Below are 15,114 nucleotides of genomic sequence, written 5' to 3'. Positions count from 1 at the left end.
CGTCTGTAAAGATGGAGACGGCTTTTTACTGCCCATCACGGGGTAAAAATAGTTGTAACGGCTGATGTAAAGTTAGGCGGCGGAGGGAGGCGTGTATGCGGATCGTTTCGATCGTTCATCCAGCTGGTCATGAGATGCCAATGCTGCTGGACGGTGACGGATTACCGATTCCCGATCCAAACGAGTGGCTCATCGGACGCAGGTCGCTTGCGCCGACTACGCAGAGTCGACTCTTGTCTGAGTTGGTGCCGCTGTATGGCTGGGCGGAAAGCAACGGGATCGATATCCGCCAGCGGATAGAAGGTGGGCAGGGCTTCACTGAGGCAGAAGTGACCTCCGGGCTCATCGAGGCGCTGCGGAAGAACTCGAAAGACGCGAAGAAGCGTGTAGGCAATAGTGTCTTCAATCAAAGACTCGACACATGCAACGCGTACATAAAGTGGATTTGCGGCGAATGTGTTGCGAGGCACGCTGCAGACGATCGCAGGACTGATCGAATAGTTGAGATAAGGGGTTTGGTTAACGATTGGCTGACTCAGCGCGTAGTCGGTCAGCCCGTTTCAAAGAAAAGTTCCGCAAAAGCGCTAACGGCAGATCAACAAGCCGCGCTTGCCGAGTTTTTACATCCAAGGTTCAAAGGGCTCGGAAGAACATTGGCGACCAAGAGTCGGAATTTCGTCGCCATCATGCTCATGCTTCTGTGCGGCTTCAGGCGTGGAGAGTTGCTGTCTTTGCAGGTTCAAGACATAACGTTTGGTGCGATTCCCAGTGTCGATGTGCGTCTCAGGCCGCCCGACGCTGCTGATCGGAGGAAACCACGGCCCAGGGTGAAGAGGCTTCCGCGCATACTCCCATTAGATCCAGTGCTTGCGCACTTCATTGACGAATACATCATGGTGCATCGAGAAACACTGCTGGAACAAAGCAATCTAGACACGCCGTATCTGATAGTGAGTGATGAAGGCGATCCTCTCTCCATTTCAAGGTTGTACGCCATCTGCGTTGAACTCCGCAAAGAGCTAGAAGGGGCGGTTCCAGAAAACTTCAGTCCCCACTCACTCAGGCATACATTCTCAGAGTCCATGGAGAAGGCTTTAAGGAGTGCGGGTATGGATGAGAATCGTCGTGCACAAGCGTTGGCGCTGCTGCGTGGAGATTCCAGCCTTGCTTCGCAAAACGTGTACATAGAGCGGGAAATTCTGGAGCGCGCTAACTCTGCGCTGGTCAAATATCAGGGGTTCCTTGTGACTCAAGTAGATCAGAATCAGATTCCGTTCTAGGGAGCGCTTCATGAGTTCGAGTGCGTCGGCGCTGCAGGAGCAAATTGATCAGCTTGGGTTGGCTGACATACCAGATCGATTCTTTACTAGAGAGGGGGTGGAGGTCGATTCGTCCTCTGACGAATGGGTTGTCGCATGCACTTATCGTGTTGTTCGCCTGAAATTCTCGCGAGTAGTTGATCCGCGCATCGCGTGGGCGTGCAAAAGATACGCGATGCACCGCATGCAAATAGCCTCAACGGGAGACGCTGCCGGATTTTTCTCTACCTTCTGCGAGCTGATTAGGCCGAGATTGAAGGCGGCAAACGACATGGGCGAGCTGAGCAGGGCGCTAGCTAAGTCCGTAAGTGACGCAATAAAAGACCTCCGCTCCCGGCAAAAGCTTTGGAGAATCTATCGAATTGTTCGCTGGTATGTCTGGTGTGCTGATCGCTTCCCGGAGCTAGGGTTTCAGCCTGATTATGCTGATGAGCTTGATCGGATGGCGATTCCCGGAGATCCGAAGGGCGAGGCCGTTCGTTCGGACGATCCCGAGCGGGGACCATTGGATAGAACGCTCGAGCTGCCGCTGCTCACTCACGCGTTGGATCGAGACAAGAGTCAGGCGTTTGATCATATTGAACAGAGGGCAGCCGTGGCCCTGTGCATCGCAATTGGCAGGAACCCCGCCAATTTCGCCTTCCTGGAAGAAAGGGATCTGGTGAATCTGACGGAGGGAATCCCGGATGTTCCAGCGTGCTATGTCTTGAAGGTTCCCAGAATCAAGAAGAGGCAGCTGAGCCCGAGGGACGAGCTGCGCGACGTTCCGTTGGATAACGTCCTGGCGAGGCATGTGTCTGCTCTGAAGGGAGCGAACCGCAGTGAGCCTGTGACAGTGCTTACAACTGAAGGAGAGATCGAGGCTTCGTTCAGGCCGCTGTTTCGAAGGCCTATTGGGGCTACCAAGCCAGTTCCAAAGGCGCTGGTTGACCGAGCGGCCAGATGCGGATCCTCGCGTATGAACGAACTCTTGAAGTCATTCGTGGAAAGGCTCGGAATTGTGTCGCCGCTCACCAATGAGCTAATGGCAGTAACCCCACGTAGGCTTCGGTACACATTTGGAACAGGGTTGGCTGAAGAAGGGATAAGCAGGAAAGAGCTGGCAAATCTTCTTGATCATTCGGACACACAGCACGTTCGTGTCTACTTTGATGCGAAGCATCGAATTGTCAGGCAGTTGGATGCTGCGGTAGCCAAAAGATTTTCTGGAATGTTGAACTTCTTCATTGGGAAAGTGATCGACAATCCGGAAGAGGATCCCAATGGACGATTGGAAGACAAGCGGATCCTGTATGTCAGTCAGACCGATCCAACGGACCAGGAAGAGATTGGAGTCTGCGGGAAAAGATCTCTATGCCATTTGGATCCACCCTTCAGTTGTTACTTGTGCGAGAAGTTCAGGCCGCTTCGGCATGCCGATCACCAGCACGTGCTTGATTGCATGTTGCTCGATCGCGAGGAGCGGCTGCAGAAGTATGAGGACGGTAGGCTTGGGGTCCAGCTGGATGACGTTATCTTTGCTGTCGCGCAGGTAGTCGAGCTATGTCACGTCGGCGCAGAGAAATCACATGAGTGACGGAGGAGGGTTCGATGGTCGAAAAGAGAGACGGTCTAAGGTCGTTACCTTCTTGTCAAATCTTGAGCGTGATCGAAAGAAGAATCTCGCAAGTCTTCGTGTCTTAGCAGAGGGACTTCGTGATCACATCACCTTTGATCTTTGGGAGAAGGATGACTGGAGTATTTCTTCTCCAGGGCTGTTGTACCGTGTTGGGAAAAATCGAAATACCGCAGTGCTTTCCTTCTCAGGGCAAAAGCAAATTGGTGGCCAGCCAATAGGAGGTGATTTCAACACGTTAGCAAAAGCGTTGGTTGTGCTTCGCTACCATCGAAACTCACAGTCGATCGAGAATCAAAGGAGCTTCATAACTGCAGTCTCGTACGTGGAGAAGGCTGCCAATGGCTCTGACCTGTTTCAATTGACCGAAGAACACCTCAATCGTGCTTGTGACGAGATCGCTAAGGATTATAAGGAAGGGAGTGCCTACAACCTCCACAAGGCAGTGGGCGAATTTGCGGCGCACGTGGATTCAAACGGACTGGCAAAGATCCCTCTGAATTTCAAGTACGCAAGAATGAAGAGGCCACCCAATGCGGGTGGCTTGGAAATTGTTCGGCTCGACGCTCCTGAAGCTTTGATCACAAGTTCGGAAAAGATGGCGAGCGTGGAGACGTATCAGCTACTTGGTGCTCTGTATCAAAGAGTGCCAAGAGAGCATCGGTACCGGCTTCCGATCCTTATCCTATCCGTCCTCGCTGCCACAGGTAGACGCTTCTCCGAGGTCTGTGGGTTGCCATTGAAGTGCTTAGAGGTAAAGCCAACAGGCGAAGTAGCGCTTCGCTACTTCCAAGGGAAAGCCTCTAAAGGTCGAACATTTACACCTTTCCGGAAGGTCTGGCTTGCGACCGAGATGGCGCAAATAGTGGTTGCCGCAGTAGAAGAGTTAACAGACCTCTGTTCGGGGCCACGAGATACCGCAGCGAGGATGCGCCAACTGTCTGGACCGGATCTGAGTTTCTTGGACTCGGTGGACGAGTCTGCACAGCTTGGAATTGAGGACCTAGAAGGGCTCGGCTTATCGGGGGCGCTATTTCAAACGAACGGCTGGCTTAGGAAGAATGGGTTGGCATGGATAGACCCGGCATCCGAGCAAAAAGAATCTGGAGCAGTCCGATGGGTGACGACTGTAACTGGGATCCGTGAGTACTGCGCACGCGATTTTCAAGAACGGTTGATTAAACCGATTCACATTGACCAGTTCGGCGCTGAGCTTTATCTCGAGGACATGCTCATTTGCCAGCACATGTATCTTGGTGGATCGGATGCGGCGAGGATGTTCTGGCTAGCGAACAGTTATAGCCACGTGATGCTTGACAAGTTTATCCAGAGGGCGCTGCCACAGCTCGCCAAGGAGTTTGCGCCAGAAATTGGAGCCAAGATCGACTTCACATCGCACGCGTTCAGACACACGATCAACACACTGCTTGATGAGGGCGGGGTGCCAGAGCTTCTCCAGACCGATTGGTTTGGGCGAAATAACCCCCGGGACACCAAGGCGTATCAGCATACAAGCCGTGCCAAACGAGTGCTTGAGGTCCGGCAAGCGCTGCGCGATGGCAATGCGAACGGGCTAATCAGGGAGTCTCTCAAGAAGATCCCCATTGAGTTGCATGACGCTTACCTGGAGGCAAGAGTCCGGGCGGTCCATGATGTTGGCCCCGGGGTTTGCATTCATGACTTCAGTCAAGTTCCTTGCGAGCGTCATCTTCAATGTAGCGCTGAATGTGACGATCTCGTTTGGGCGAAGTCAGACCCTGGTCGTATCGAGGAGATCAAGCGGCAGTGGGCGATGGCAGCTGTTGCGCTAGAGACAGCGGAGAAGCGTGCGCTTGGCGACCGGCCCAGGAAGAGTCGTGACTGGATTTCGCACACAAAAAAGAAGCTAAGAACTCTGCAGATGCAGCTGAGTGACAACGGGGTTGCACCCTTTGACCCCCATGACTACCTCAGGGGGACGGAAGATGAAAAGTAAGCGCTATGGTCGCATGTCGGTTCTGGATGAACACAAAATCATCGCTGAGCTTGACCAATGGGCAGAAGGCCAGCGCGGGACAACCCTAACCTGGGAGAAGCTGGAAGACGCATTCGGATTCTCGCGCCAGACACTGAATCAGAAGAAGAGCATCAAGGCGGCTTATGCGCTGGCGAAGGAAGCACTTAGTGGTGGCAAAGCGAAGAGCAAGGCAGAGAAGGACGCTGAGATATCGGCTCTAAAGAGCACGGTTGAACGCCTTGAGAGAGAGATTTCAGAGCATGTTCGTCGTGAAGGGCTGTGGCGGGAGCGCTGGCAGCGCATTGCTTTCCACATCCGTATGTCTGGCCTGCAGGTTCACCAGGTCGACAAGCCGGCTGGAACGCCTGCTCCAACCGAGAGAGAAACGGCAAAGATTCTCAGGCCTTTTGATAAAGAAATTCCAAGTCCATACCCGGATAACGAATGAAGAGTACTGCGCAGCGCGACATTTATGCCGACGCACTAACAGACTTCATGACGGAAGTGCCAATTGAGCTATGGCCGATGACTGCTAGTTCGTTAAGTCGGTCCGGCTTGGAGCGTGCAATGCGCTCGCGTGGTTTTTCACGATTCGACCGAAAACGATTGCTAAGTTCTAAATGCGCTCCTGTTCTCGCACGAATGGATGCGATGCTGGCGGAGCATCTGGTGAAAAGCCCCCTGCCTTCAGTGCAAGAAAGTGGGGAGTCGAGTGGTGCAACCATTTTGAAAGATGAACGAAGATTTCGACGTCGCATCGAAGATCTAGAAAAGGAGTTAAGCAACGCTATCCGAAGGGAGAAGTCATACAAAGAACGGTGTGCCCTCATGGAAGCCCAGATTGAGGCGATGAAGTTACGCCGCGATGCTTTCGAGGCGCACTGCGAAACCAGCCTGCGAACGTTGCATCTTTAGGATGAGCGCGCTTCATAGCATCTTGTCTGGGCCGCTGTTTCCCGGGGTGGGTGAAGCGACTGCCCGGAAGTTGGAGCGGCACTTCGGTGTTTTACTATCTGCCGTGCTGGAAAAGCAGGATGCGCGCGCACTCTCGGTGGTCGTTACTGAGCGCAAGGCCGAACTGGTGATGCAGGGCTGGCGTTCGTATGCCGCAAAGCGCGAATTAACTGATTGGTTACAGCAGCTCGGTGTTGGTTGCGAAATTGCAGATATCGCTTTCAAAGTTTGGGGTCAGGAGGCGGTCAAGCGCATCAATGCCAATCCGTATCGGCTACTTGCCTTCTTGGATTGGAGGGAAGTCGACTGTCTCTCTCTCAGGATTGGGATCGACGAAGGTGCGTCGATTCGCCTGGTAGCAAGTGCGGAGGCTGCAGCTTATGCGGCATTGGAAGGTAGCCAGAGCACCTGGATTGCAGAGACGGAGCTGAGGGCCGGGGTGTCAGTCTTGCTTGGCTCTGATGCTGAAAAAGCACATGTCGCAATCGCCTTGGCGGAGTCCGCAGGAGCCTTGCTGAAGTTTGGCGATGGCTATCAAGTGCCGGGAGCGTATTACTCGGAAAGGTTCGTCGAAGAGTGGGTATCAAAGCGCCGAGAAACGAGAGAGGCATCAGAGGAGTGGCTCGAACAATTCGCGGACGGCTTATCTGATCAGCAGCGCATGGCGTTGCGAAATGCGGTATGCAGTCAGGTTAGCGTGTTTCATGGGGCGGCCGGTACAGGGAAAACCCACACGGTGCGGGCAATATGCGCCGCTTGTGCGGCGCTCGGAGAGCGCCCTGTGCTTCTAGCATTGGCGGCTCGGACCGCAAAACGACTTGAAGTCACGACGGGATATCCTGCGATGACACTGGCAAGAGCGTTGCTATGCCTCAACAAAGACGCCCTTTCAGGGGCGGTGGTGATCGTTGATGAATTTGGCATGGTCGACCTGCTCGACTTTCGCCGATTGCTGAGAAAGATGCCTGAGGATGCTCGGCTGGTGCTATGCGGTGATGTGGCCCAACTGCCGAGTATCGGTCCAGGACGACTGCTACACAGCTTCGTTTTCCACGGTAGCGCTCCAGTTCAAGAGCTTGAACGTGTATTTCGGCAAACGGATGCAGTCATTCCCGCCGTTCTGGAGAAGGTGCGAAGCGGCAAGCTCCGAAGCTTGCCGGATTTTGACTGGATGAGTTCGCGGCGCGACGGGATATTCGTAGTCGAGTGTTCTGTCGACCACATCCAGCGGATTGTTTCCCGGCTATATGCCATTTTTGACGGCGACGCACAGGTGGTCTCTGCTTTGAGCAGATCGCGCGCCGGTGCAGGTGCCTTGAATCGGGTTCTTCATCGATCACGTAGGATGACAGCGGACCCGATTCCCGGGACTCCTGTTGTCTTTACGAAAAACGCCCTTCTAGATTCTGGTCGCCATGTCGTCAATGGATTGCAAGGCGTGGTGAAGGACGTTCTCTCGGATGGCGAGAGCAGGCCATTTGTTCCGTACCTTTGTGTGGGCACGGATGACGGTGATGTCGTATGTACTAGAGGAGAGTACGACTCCATTGTGGAGCTCGGGTACGCGCTGACGGTTCACCGTGCACAAGGCGCGGAATGGGATACCGTAATTGCAGTGCTTCCCAGATGTCGCCTCTTGGAACGTTCGCTCATCTACACCGCACTGAGTCGCTGCAAAGAGCGTTGTATCGTGGTTACGGATGATGCTGCTGCGATCATTCAAGCAGTCAAGTTGGAATCCGTCTATGAACAGAGACAGGATCGGCTGTTCCACCTAAGTGGGTAGAAGTGACTTAACTGGGTTCCTCATTGGCCCTTGATTTACAGCAGCCGTAGGGTAGGTGGTGATTTCCAATAGCTGTCGCCTAAGTTGGTGGCGACGCTTGAAAGTGCTGTGGACAACGCACAAGTGGGTACCGAGTATGGCGGCGAGAAACAAAGCTTCCCATCGGGCGACTCTAATGCAGCCTGCAAGCGGCGTGGAAGTTCATTTCTCAACGTGTACTTGAGGAGTTCTTCATTGCCAGGGTGTTGGAGCGCGACGGATGCCATGCTCCGTACAGAAGCCCAGCAAGCGTATCGCCAGTGGCCGAGGCTGTAGTGAGACTCATTGGGCACCAACAGGGGCATGAGTTCTGCCAGGAAGATGTCGCCGAACTGATGAAGGCGTAGTTGGTGTTGAACGTAGGCGACTACTTCCGCCGATATCAGTTCTTGCCAGAGGCTTAGCCAGGTGTCCGCGTATAGCGTGCCCCTGCCGGCGCTGGACAGATGGTCGACAAGGCGGTTCTTTAATTCGTCGAACGGAACATGTGGCCACGTGTAGGACCACGGAAGCTTGTCTCCGAATGTGAGGTAGCTCGCCGGCGTTGGATGATGCTCGGCACGAACAACACCGAGCGCGTGGAGAACCGAGAGAACGGCCGCAGTAGCCTCCTGTGTTGGCGCGACACGCTGCCGCAGCTGATGCCCCTGCACCAGCGCAAGAAGATAGAGGGCACCGCGGCCCCCAAGGTGGGCGATGTTGACAATGAGCGGCGCATCCGGGCGCGCTGCGACAGCGGAGAATGCTTGGACGTCGTTCATGGTTCCGACATGGATAGGTTCGCTAGCTTTGCGTGCCTCAGTAGGTAATCCCCCCGTTTTTAGCGGACAGCAAAAGTGGAGCTAAGCGGCAAGTGCCAGTTTCTGCATCGGGGTGATGCCGCCAAGCGCCATGTTGGGGCGCTCGTGGTTGTACGTCCATAGCCAGCGGGTCGCCTGGTCCTGCACCTGCTCGATCGAGTCGAACAGGGTGCGGGCGAGCCAGGCGTAGCGCACGGTGCGGTTGTAGCGTTCGACGTAGGCGTTCTGCTGGGGCTTGCCCGGCTGGATGTGCTCGATCCGGATGCCATGTCGCTCCGCCCAACCCAGCAAGGCGCCACTGATGTATTCAGGGCCGTTGTCGCAACGGATCACCTTTGGCTTGCCGCGCCATTCGATGATCTGCTCTAGCGACCGGATCACCCGCACCGACGGCAGCGACAGGTCGACGTCGATCGCCAGTCCTTCGCGGTTGAAGTCGTCGAGCACGTTGAACAGCCGGAAGCTGCGCCCGTCACTCAGCTGGTCGTGCATGAAGTCCATCGACCAGACCTCGTTGATCGCATCGGGCACCGCCAGCGGCTCGGGTCGCTCGCGTACCAGGCGCTTCTTCGGCTTGATCCGCAGGTTCAACTCCAGCTCGCGGTAGATCCGGTAGACCCGCTTGTGGTTCCAGCCAAAGCCCTTGACGTTGCGCAGATGCAGGAAGCACAGGCCGAAGCCCCAATCGCGATACGCCGTCGTCAGCCGCACCAGCCAGTCTGCGATCCGCGCGTTCTCCTCGCACGCCTTCGCCTGATACCGGTAGCAGGTCTCGCTCACCTCGAAAGTCTGGCAGGCATGCCGGATGCTCGTGTGTCCGCCTTCCACCGCCGATCGGGGCATCTCCCGGCGTTGAGATGGCCTCACCATTTTTTTGACATCGTCTCCTTCAGCAGGTCGGCACTGAGCTGTGCCTCGGCGTACATCTTCTTCAGGCGCCGGTTCTCGTCCTGCAGTTCCTTGAGCTGGGACATCAGCGACGCGTCCATGCCACCGAACTTGCTGCGCCACTTGTAGAACGTCGCCGAGCTGATGCCGTGTTCGCGGCACAGCTCCGGCACGGGCGTGCCGGCCTCGGCCTGCTTGAGCACGGCGATGATCTGGCTGTCGGTGAAGCGGTACTTCTTCATGGAACCTCCTCGGAAAAGCGTACGAGAAAATTCCACTTCTGGCGTCAGCTAATGGGCGGGGGGATTACCAAGCCGCGCCGCGAAGCGGCGTCGGCTTGGACGAATTGTTAGGGCGCAGCTTACGTTACCCCGACAGCCAGCCGGTAGCGTAGGGACCGCCGCAGCGCCGGGCTATCTCCGCATACTCCCGTTCCACAGCATCGCGGCGGATCCCGCCACCCCCGAACTGAACAACTTCACCGATGGGTCGGGTCACGCCGGTGCGCCGATTGACAAGTGAATACCCGGAGCGGGTCTGAACTAGCTGAGTATCGTGGTGCCAGAGCACCGTCGTAGGTTCGCCTGTCTCAAGGTCTTCCGCGCGGACACAGCCGCCAGCAACTACGAGCCTGCCGGTAAGCGATGCGGTGGCGCTTGATTCCGTTACGCCGGCAGGGGGCGCCGTGGTGAGCGGCAGGAACACGCCGGACCCTTGCCGCGCGGGAGGCTGCGGCGGCGCTTGGCAGGCTGGAAGCAGGAGTAGAAGAATGCCGGCTTGCGTCAAACGCTGCATCTGCGCCCTAACACCTGAGTTAAGCCGACCCGCGAAGCGGGTTCGGCTTGAATGAATTGTTAGGCTGTGAAGCCTGGCTATTCTGAAATAGACAGCACAACTGTTCCTTGGAACGCCCCGTTAGGTCGGGTGAGAACGTCAATCGAGGTCACTTTTTCTAGATTTATAGCGGACAATCCTTCTGGATTGATCTTCTCATCCCCTAAGAGGACTAACCAACTACCGTCAGTGACGTCCGATATCTCGCCGGTCTTGGCCTTGAGAATTGCATTTATAGACGCCGCGACATCACTCGTTTTCGTCGCGGGCATGGGCGGCCGTTGATCGATCGAAGCAGAAACAGGTTCAGCGGCCACAAGTACCAACGAGAGCAGAACTGACCACATACAGACCTCCGGTGGATATGCACGCTAGATGCGCGCGGATTGGACAAACGAGATGTTCAGTAGTTCACAGCCTAACACCTGAATTAAGCCGCGCCGCGAAGCGGCGTCGGCTTGAATGAATTGTTAGACCTGTCAGCTTGAATCACTGACAAGCGCTTCACAACGTAAACCGTCAGGTCCGTACCAGAGCCTGCTTGGAAGCAGTGCAACACTCGGTTTAAGCCAGTACGTTTCTGATGCACTGACAACCTTGATGGGCTTATCGCTTGTGATCTCGCACTCCCCAACACCGTTTGCTCCTGGCTCCGAACAGAGAAGTGATTGTGCGTATCCGAAAAACGCAATCTGCCCTACGTCTCCCATGTGGATAAGTCCGGGAGGTGCGTTGATAGCGTGGGCATCCATTTTGGAGCAAGCGCTGGTCAATGCTTTCTTTGGTACAGACGAATCTTCTGCACTAGCTACTTGGGGCGATGGCCTTGGCTCGTCAGTGCTTGGAGTGCAAGCCGTTGTGGACGCAACGATCGCGAGGGTAAGAACAACCAATCGACGGATTTGCTTGACTGGCATTCCGAACTCCTGAACGGCCAAAGACAGGTCTAACGCCTGAATTAAGCCGCGCCGCGAAGCGGCGTCGGCTTGAATGAATTGTTAGGCTGTGAAGCCTGGCTATTCTGAAATAGACAGCACAACTGTTCCTTGGAACGCCCCGTTAGGTCGGGTGAGAACGTCAATCGAGGTCACTTTTTCTAGATTTATAGCGGACAATCCTTCTGGATTGATCTTCTCATCCCCTAAGAGGACTAACCAACTACCGTCAGTGACGTCCGATATCTCGCCGGTCTTGGCCTTGAGAATTGCATTTATAGACGCCGCGACATCACTCGTTTTCGTCGCGGGCATGGGCGGCCGTTGATCGATCGAAGCAGAAACAGGTTCAGCGGCCACAAGTACCAACGAGAGCAGAACTGACAACATACAGACCTCCGGTGGATATGCACGCTAGATGCGCGCGGATTGGACAAACGAGATGTTCAGTAGTTCACAGCCTAACACCTGACTTAAGCCGCGCCGCGAAGCGGCGTCGGCTTGAATGAATTGTTAGGGCGCACTCTACTTGCCCTTGTAAGGCTCACAGCCAATGCCGTCATTGTCTCGGTCCAAGTGCGGACCGTAGCCAGGATCACCACGACGCACTGGAGCAGCACCAGCGGCTCGCGCCTCAGCACAGTTTGCGAAGGCGCGACGCGTTGAACCTGCGGAATTAGCCGAGAACCGAGTGACGCCGGGCTGCGAGGCGAGGGTAGCTGGAGGTGGACCGCGGTGACAGTGGTAGTGGCCTGTCTTGCGATTGGTGTGGCAGCCATCCTTGTTTAGGCCACCGCCATGAGCGCTGGCGGTGAACGGTAGCGCCCAGATTAGCGTTGCGAGAATTGCGAATCGCATGACTCTCTCCGTGCGCCCTAACACCTGAGTTAAGCCGCGCCGCGAAGCGGCGTCGGCTTGGACGAATTGTTAGGCGGCACGCGGGCTGCTAGCAATTGAGAAGTTGTAGATCGCCTTGCTGCCACTCGCCGCCTACCTTGTTGAAGGTGACCGTTAAGCCAGTACCACACGCCAGGCGTGCAGTGTTCGGTTTGGGTGGCGGAACGGGGCCGAGGCGCGCTTCGATGGTTGCATGAGACTCGCCCAGCGTTGCGCTTTGCACCAGAAGTTCACCCTTTCTCAACCCTTCAATCTCCCCGGACGCCACTAGGACAGCAGGCCGCATAGCCGCCGCTGCACTCTTGATGCCAGGCGACAGATTGGGAGTTAAGAGGACCTTGGTCAGTTGGCCTTCTCGTTCCGCGGCGACAACAAGTGCGCCGACGAGCTGGCTCTCGAGCGCGGTTGGCTCTACCGCGGTTTGTACTGACGGCGTACTGCACCCTACCCCAAAGACGCAGGCGGTAGCGGCCGCGAACAGCAGTTTGAACATACGCATTGCGCAATCCTACCTTTGCCGCCTAACACCTGAGTTAAGCCGCGCCGCGAAGCGGCGTCGGCTTGGACGAATTGTTAGGGCGCAGCTTACTCACTTGGGGAGCCACCCTGAGGCGTACGGAGGCCCGCAGCGCCGCACGGCTTCAGGGTAGCTCTGCGCGGCCCAGTCTGCCGGCATTTCGCCGCCGCCAAAGGCAATGACGGTGCCGAAGCGGTAGCGGGTTCCAGTTCTGGCGTTGAGCAGGTAGTAGCCCTGAGAGTCTTTGCCGAGCTCCGTGCCTCGATGCCAGAGCACAGTTCGGCTGCGATCGCCGGCAGGGCTGGCAATGCGGACACATCCGCGCTCAATGACAGGGACACCCCCCAGCGCAGCAGTAAGGTATACCTCTTCCTGGCCCGGTGGCGGCGGATTAAGCAGCGGCAGAAACGGCTCGCCGCCTCCCAGAACGGCAGCGCAGCCCGAGATCGCGACGAACAGGATGCAGTAGCCGAGTCGTTTCATCTGCGCCCTAACACCTGAGTTAAGCCGCGCCGCGAAGCGGCGTCGGCTTGAACGATTTGTTAGGGCGCCAAGCCTGGCGAAGCGATGACGCCCGAGCGCGGAGCGCACGCCTCGATCCTACCCGAAGTTGCTCGAAGCACACGGAGCGCTGACGCCAGGGCGCAACCCGAGAGTGCTGTGGGAGACGGCGGGCCGAACGAGGAAGCGCGTTACGAGGCAGCCACCAGAACCTACAAGCGCCAAGCGTGTCACCAGTGAACCCTGAAGCGCAGCGACAGCGCCGCGAGATCATGCGAGATGCAGAAGTGCAGCGTGGACGTCTGGCGCGCAGCGGCCGAGTCACGGAAGCGCGACCTGATCACCGCTGGACAAAAAAACCTGCGCCGCGAGAGTGCCACAGCGCAAACAGCTCTTAGCGACCTAACACCTGAGTTAAGCCGCGCCGCGAAGCGGCGTCGGCTTGAATGAATTGTTAGGAGGCACCTGCGCGCAGCTTGCAACGGGCAGTGGGCCAAAGACGATCTGTTGGCCTGCGAAGCCGCCACGGCGCACCACGTACGCAGCCGGCACAGCCCGATCAACAATCACCCAATGGGAGTACCCATCCTCGTAGCTGCCTTGGTCTGCGATTAGCGCGCCAGGATCGTCAGCAAGGTGCGAAGGGAGTTGCGGTGCGCGTGGCCACGCTTGGCGAGTGCCCGCAGGCGAGACGAACGGCCTGAGCCGCTCGGCTACGCAAGCGTAATCAGCCGTAGAGCCAGAAGAAGCTGCAAGTGCGAAGCCTAGGATTAGAGAGAACATTCGTGTGCCTCCTAACACCTGAGTTAAGCCGCGCCGCGAAGCGGCGTCGGCTTGGACGAATTGTTAGGCCGCATATCGCGACCTGAAAGCGGCACGCAAGACCTCAACCTTTTCCGCCCCGAGTGAGGTGCATGCGAGCCTGTAGGACTCTATGTGCTTTGTAGGCCAGTCCACTGGTGGTACTTCATCGGCATAGTAAAAGTAATCCCAGATGATCGCCTCCCAGCTGTTACAACGGACTGGCCGCCCGGCGATGACGCCCTCAGCCGCCTCTGGGCACGAGCCCTGCGGAGCCTCCGCGATTTCATACGCTTCGTCTGCCCACCAAGCAGGTTCGCAGTCAAGTAACTCATCCCCGATCTCCGCTAAGAATCCATAGTCCAACTCCTCCATGACGCGCCCGCCGAGCATTTCAACTATTGCCTCGAGCTCGCCGCGCCTCTCGCCGGGAAACGTCAGATCAATATCATCGTGCTTGCGTGTTACACGCCCTAGCCGTGCATCGATCGCCCAGCCCCCACCGATCCAGAGCGGCAGATTTCGCTCATCTGCCGCAGCTAGAATTTTGTGTATCAATGTGACCTGCGTTGTGTCCATGCGGCCTAACGTTTGACATGAGGGGCGGCCAAGGGCGCCAGCCCTTGGACGTCCCCCTCGATGGAAGGGTTAGGCATCACTGCGTGTTCGCTCGAATGCCTGGCGTGTTTGAACCATGTACACGGCTGGACCATCTGGGGTGGTTACGGTACCTTGCCTCTCAAACCCCGCTTTCTCGTAGCATCGGATCGCTCGCAAGTTGCTCGGCGACGGGTCCGTTTGGATCTTGGTGACCTCGGGATCATTGAACAGCAACTCAACCAGTGCTCGAACCAGCTTGGTTCCCAAGCCTTTGCCCAGTTGTGATGCATTCGCCAGTGACTGGTCTATTCCGCGTACTCCTGGATCGGTTTCTTCTTCCCACCATCCGTCCCCGCTTCCAAGAGCAACGTACGACTGGGCATACCCAATCGGCTCTCCATTCAGCATTGCAATGTATGGAGTGACGGACTCTTGCGCTAAAACGCTTGGCAAGTACTGTTCCTGTACGTCAGCAAGTGTCGGGCGTGCTTCTTCTCCGCCCCACCACTCGACGATATGAGATCGATTTAGCCACTCATAGAGCATCGCAAGGTCATGCTCAGTCATGAGGCGCAGTGTGACGGAATCGTTGCTGTTGGTCACGATGCTGTACTTTGTGATGCCTAACACCT

The 15,114-nt window shown here is 56.5% G+C and carries 15 protein-coding genes; 6 read left to right on the top strand and 9 right to left on the bottom strand.

The window, feature by feature from the left end; genetic code table 11:
- The first annotated feature begins 95 nt into the window (after positions 1–95).
- Genes PV764_RS08395 through PV764_RS08370 form a run of 6 tightly spaced genes read left to right on the top strand, consistent with a single transcriptional unit; the run spans position 96 to position 7,670 of the window.
- Complete coding sequence (locus tag PV764_RS08395; RefSeq protein WP_421116454.1) at positions 96–1,280, top strand: tyrosine-type recombinase/integrase; 1,185 nt, start codon at positions 96–98, stop codon at positions 1,278–1,280.
- A 10-nt stretch (positions 1,281–1,290) separates the two neighbouring features.
- On the top strand, positions 1,291–2,895 hold the full coding sequence (locus PV764_RS08390) for a tyrosine-type recombinase/integrase (protein WP_421116453.1): 1,605 nt from the start codon (positions 1,291–1,293) through the stop codon (positions 2,893–2,895).
- Complete coding sequence (locus PV764_RS08385; protein ID WP_421116452.1) at positions 2,888–4,909, top strand: hypothetical protein; 2,022 nt, start codon at positions 2,888–2,890, stop codon at positions 4,907–4,909. The genes PV764_RS08390 and PV764_RS08385 overlap by 8 nt, the downstream gene beginning before the upstream one ends.
- Positions 4,899–5,378 carry a protein kinase gene (locus tag PV764_RS08380; RefSeq protein ID WP_421116451.1) on the top strand — a complete coding sequence of 160 codons (480 nt, stop codon included), beginning with the start codon at positions 4,899–4,901 and terminating at the stop codon, positions 5,376–5,378. Before PV764_RS08385 ends, PV764_RS08380 begins: the two co-directional genes overlap by 11 nt.
- Entirely contained in the window at positions 5,375–5,845 is a 471-nt protein-coding gene (locus tag PV764_RS08375; protein WP_421116450.1) for a hypothetical protein, read from the top strand. Before PV764_RS08380 ends, PV764_RS08375 begins: the two co-directional genes overlap by 4 nt.
- A 1-nt stretch (position 5,846) precedes the next feature.
- Positions 5,847–7,670: an AAA family ATPase gene (locus PV764_RS08370; RefSeq protein WP_421116449.1), complete on the top strand. Its 1,824-nt coding sequence runs from the start codon at positions 5,847–5,849 to the stop codon at positions 7,668–7,670.
- Between the two features lie 35 nt (positions 7,671–7,705).
- Here PV764_RS08370 and PV764_RS08365 read toward each other — a convergent pair whose 3' ends face one another.
- The 9 genes from PV764_RS08365 to PV764_RS08325 all read right to left on the bottom strand — a co-directional run bounded on the left by PV764_RS08365 (position 7,706) and on the right by PV764_RS08325 (position 15,085).
- Positions 7,706–8,470 (bottom strand): hypothetical protein, encoded by a 765-nt coding sequence (locus tag PV764_RS08365; RefSeq protein ID WP_421116448.1) that lies wholly within the window; start codon positions 8,468–8,470, stop codon positions 7,706–7,708.
- Between the two features lie 81 nt (positions 8,471–8,551).
- A protein-coding gene (locus PV764_RS08360; RefSeq protein ID WP_421116447.1) for an IS3 family transposase occupies positions 8,552–9,639 on the bottom strand; the annotation gives its coding sequence in 2 pieces (ribosomal slippage) (positions 8,552–9,387 and positions 9,387–9,639; 1,089 coding nt in all).
- A gap of 630 nt (positions 9,640–10,269) precedes the next feature.
- Positions 10,270–10,578 (bottom strand): hypothetical protein, encoded by a 309-nt coding sequence (locus PV764_RS08355; protein WP_421116446.1) that lies wholly within the window; start codon positions 10,576–10,578, stop codon positions 10,270–10,272.
- Between the two features lie 669 nt (positions 10,579–11,247).
- Positions 11,248–11,556: a hypothetical protein gene (locus PV764_RS08350; protein WP_421116445.1), complete on the bottom strand. Its 309-nt coding sequence runs from the start codon at positions 11,554–11,556 to the stop codon at positions 11,248–11,250.
- 135 nt (positions 11,557–11,691) lie between these two features.
- On the bottom strand, positions 11,692–12,024 hold the full coding sequence (locus PV764_RS08345) for an excalibur calcium-binding domain-containing protein (RefSeq protein ID WP_421116444.1): 333 nt from the start codon (positions 12,022–12,024) through the stop codon (positions 11,692–11,694).
- Positions 12,025–12,112: 88 nt separating this feature from the next.
- Entirely contained in the window at positions 12,113–12,562 is a 450-nt protein-coding gene (locus PV764_RS08340; RefSeq protein ID WP_421116443.1) for a hypothetical protein, read from the bottom strand.
- 90 nt (positions 12,563–12,652) lie between these two features.
- Positions 12,653–13,063 (bottom strand): hypothetical protein, encoded by a 411-nt coding sequence (locus tag PV764_RS08335; protein ID WP_421116442.1) that lies wholly within the window; start codon positions 13,061–13,063, stop codon positions 12,653–12,655.
- Positions 13,064–13,927: 864 nt separating this feature from the next.
- On the bottom strand, positions 13,928–14,461 hold the full coding sequence (aadB, locus tag PV764_RS08330) for an aminoglycoside nucleotidyltransferase ANT(2'')-Ia (RefSeq protein ID WP_000381802.1): 534 nt from the start codon (positions 14,459–14,461) through the stop codon (positions 13,928–13,930).
- A gap of 69 nt (positions 14,462–14,530) precedes the next feature.
- On the bottom strand, positions 14,531–15,085 hold the full coding sequence (locus tag PV764_RS08325) for an aminoglycoside N-acetyltransferase AAC(6')-Ib4 (protein WP_003159191.1): 555 nt from the start codon (positions 15,083–15,085) through the stop codon (positions 14,531–14,533).
- Between the last annotated feature and the right edge of the window lie 29 nt (positions 15,086–15,114).

It is taken from the genome of Stenotrophomonas sp. AS1 (assembly GCF_048957655.1).
Lineage (GTDB): Bacteria > Pseudomonadota > Gammaproteobacteria > Xanthomonadales > Xanthomonadaceae > Stenotrophomonas > Stenotrophomonas bentonitica_A.
This window is presented reverse-complemented; position numbering and strand designations above follow the sequence as displayed.

Coding starts and splice junctions, on each gene's coding strand:
- PV764_RS08375 (WP_421116450.1), top strand. CDS start 5,375: ATGAAGAGTACTGCGCAGCGCGACATTTATGCCGACGCACTAACAGAC.
- PV764_RS08335 (WP_421116442.1), bottom strand. CDS start 13,063: ATGAAACGACTCGGCTACTGCATCCTGTTCGTCGCGATCTCGGGCTGC.
- PV764_RS08385 (WP_421116452.1), top strand. CDS start 2,888: ATGAGTGACGGAGGAGGGTTCGATGGTCGAAAAGAGAGACGGTCTAAG.
- PV764_RS08355 (WP_421116446.1), bottom strand. CDS start 10,578: ATGTGGTCAGTTCTGCTCTCGTTGGTACTTGTGGCCGCTGAACCTGTT.
- PV764_RS08350 (WP_421116445.1), bottom strand. CDS start 11,556: ATGTTGTCAGTTCTGCTCTCGTTGGTACTTGTGGCCGCTGAACCTGTT.
- PV764_RS08380 (WP_421116451.1), top strand. CDS start 4,899: ATGAAAAGTAAGCGCTATGGTCGCATGTCGGTTCTGGATGAACACAAA.
- PV764_RS08395 (WP_421116454.1), top strand. CDS start 96: ATGCGGATCGTTTCGATCGTTCATCCAGCTGGTCATGAGATGCCAATG.
- PV764_RS08345 (WP_421116444.1), bottom strand. CDS start 12,024: ATGCGATTCGCAATTCTCGCAACGCTAATCTGGGCGCTACCGTTCACC.
- aadB (WP_000381802.1), bottom strand. CDS start 14,461: ATGGACACAACGCAGGTCACATTGATACACAAAATTCTAGCTGCGGCA.
- PV764_RS08370 (WP_421116449.1), top strand. CDS start 5,847: ATGAGCGCGCTTCATAGCATCTTGTCTGGGCCGCTGTTTCCCGGGGTG.
- PV764_RS08365 (WP_421116448.1), bottom strand. CDS start 8,470: ATGAACGACGTCCAAGCATTCTCCGCTGTCGCAGCGCGCCCGGATGCG.
- PV764_RS08390 (WP_421116453.1), top strand. CDS start 1,291: ATGAGTTCGAGTGCGTCGGCGCTGCAGGAGCAAATTGATCAGCTTGGG.
- PV764_RS08340 (WP_421116443.1), bottom strand. CDS start 12,562: ATGCGTATGTTCAAACTGCTGTTCGCGGCCGCTACCGCCTGCGTCTTT.